Raw genomic sequence first — 1,654 nt, 5'->3', positions numbered from 1 at the left:
TTACCTGGCTGCATAGCCATGCAGCCAGGTGAATGACATCCGGTTTCAGCGTAAATGCCCGATGAGAACCCTGTTTTCCTGCATTTCAGCCCAGCGACGGACCGTCATAGCTTCGCTGCCGGGAACGCGCTTCCGTCAGTTCCTTTTCGTGCTGCCGTTGCTCGTGCGCCCGTTCTGCGGCCACGGCCATCTCATGACGCTGCACTACCGGCTCAAACGCTGCAGTTGCCCGCTCAAGCGTTCCACCTGCTGACTCAAGCGCGTCACGCGCTCGCTCAGCGCCGCGTTCTCCCGTTGCATAAGCCCTGACATTTTCCGCCATTCCCCGAAGGCGCTCTCCCACTCGTCCAGCCTTTTCGAGTAGTCCTGCTGTAGCTGCTCTAATGCGCTCAGCAACTGTTTTTCCAGCTCGGTCATCGGCACTTACTCCTTCACCAGTCTCAGCGCGTTCTGCTTCGACCGCCCGTTCCCGACCGTCCAGCTCTGCGTCCTGTCTACGGCCGTCCCCTTCGGCAGCACCAGAAAACGTCCGTTGCTGTCTTCCAGGTACGTCACGCCCCAGGTCTTCGCGTTCAGCTTCGACAGCGCTGCGTTCTGCCGGTCGATTTCGGCCAGATTTGACGCTATCAAGCTCCCCTGATACCACAACACCCCGCTCAGGCTGGCGAACAGCAGTCCTGACACCATCGTGATGGTCAGCCATGTCCGCCCGACCATACGCATCACGCTCAGGCGGTTCGACTGCATGGCCGCGCTCATACCCTGCTCGTGGGCGCGGATGGCGGCGCTGATTCTCTTCCCGCTTTCGCTCAGTTCCGCTCTGACAGACTTCTCGTGCTCGCTGAATGCGGCTTTCAGCATTTCGCCGGTACTCTGCTGCTGCGCTTTCGATTTCTGCTCTAAGTCCTTCGCCAGCGTTAAAAGACTGTTCATAGATGGCTCCCTTAAGTCGGATGTTTCGCCCTCCGTCCGGGTCGGCAATGCTGATGCTGCTCTTTGTGGTGCGCACGACCTCAAAACCTGCGCTTTCCAGCGCCTCAGTGACGTCCTGACGCGTTTTAAGCTCCCCTGACGAGGCGAGGGCCAGTAAGCCCCGCGTAATAGCCTCTGCGGCTTCCTGCTTCGTTTTGGGTAACGAAGATGGCGTCACCAGCGCGCGCCGGTTCTCCGGTGCGTTCGGGTCGTGCAGCCCCAGTCGCCCGTTCACCACGGTCTGCCACGCATCGATGCGCGGACGGTCTGCCCGGTCGTAGTACGGCTGGAGACGCCTGCCGGTCAGCAGTTCCGTGTTCGGTACCAGAAAATTCAGTTCCAGCCGCCCCTTGTCCCGGTGTTCAACCCACAGCACGCTGTACTGGTCTTTATCGAGTCCGGGCATCAGAACCCGCTCGAAGCTCGCCATCAGCTTTTCACGCTGGCCGGGCGGTAAATCCTGTTCAGCAAAAGACAGGACGCCGGAGGTGTACTTTTTGGCGTAGGGCGAGGCGTCGATAAGCTCCCGGACCTCCTCCGGCTTTCCCTGCAGGACGATGGCCCCGTCGCGCTGGCGGTCTTTCCCCAGCAGATAATCCACCGGCCCGGCACCGCCGCCTCGCCCTCGCGGATGAAACTTAACGATCATCGTCTGCCCCCTTTTCCAGCACGGCATGCCGCA

The 1,654-nt window shown here is 60.7% G+C and carries 2 protein-coding genes; both read right to left on the bottom strand.

Annotated elements, in window-relative coordinates:
* Positions 1-204: 204 nt before the first annotated feature.
* On the bottom strand, positions 205-417 hold the full coding sequence (locus tag HGP28_RS18850) for an MbeD family mobilization/exclusion protein (RefSeq protein WP_021527181.1): 213 nt from the start codon (positions 415-417) through the stop codon (positions 205-207).
* A gap of 6 nt (positions 418-423) precedes the next feature.
* On the bottom strand, positions 424-933 hold the full coding sequence (locus HGP28_RS18845; protein WP_032433972.1) for an MbeB family mobilization protein: 510 nt from the start codon (positions 931-933) through the stop codon (positions 424-426).
* Positions 934-1,654: the final 721 nt, after the last annotated feature.

This window comes from Vibrio agarilyticus (genome assembly GCF_012641465.1).
Classification (GTDB): Bacteria; Pseudomonadota; Gammaproteobacteria; order Enterobacterales; family Vibrionaceae; genus Vibrio; species Vibrio agarilyticus.
The sequence above is the reverse complement of the archived record's forward strand: the minus strand, read 5'-3'. Positions and strand labels throughout refer to the sequence as shown.

Coding starts and splice junctions, on each gene's coding strand:
- HGP28_RS18850 (WP_021527181.1), bottom strand. CDS start 417: ATGACCGAGCTGGAAAAACAGTTGCTGAGCGCATTAGAGCAGCTACAG.
- HGP28_RS18845 (WP_032433972.1), bottom strand. CDS start 933: ATGAACAGTCTTTTAACGCTGGCGAAGGACTTAGAGCAGAAATCGAAA.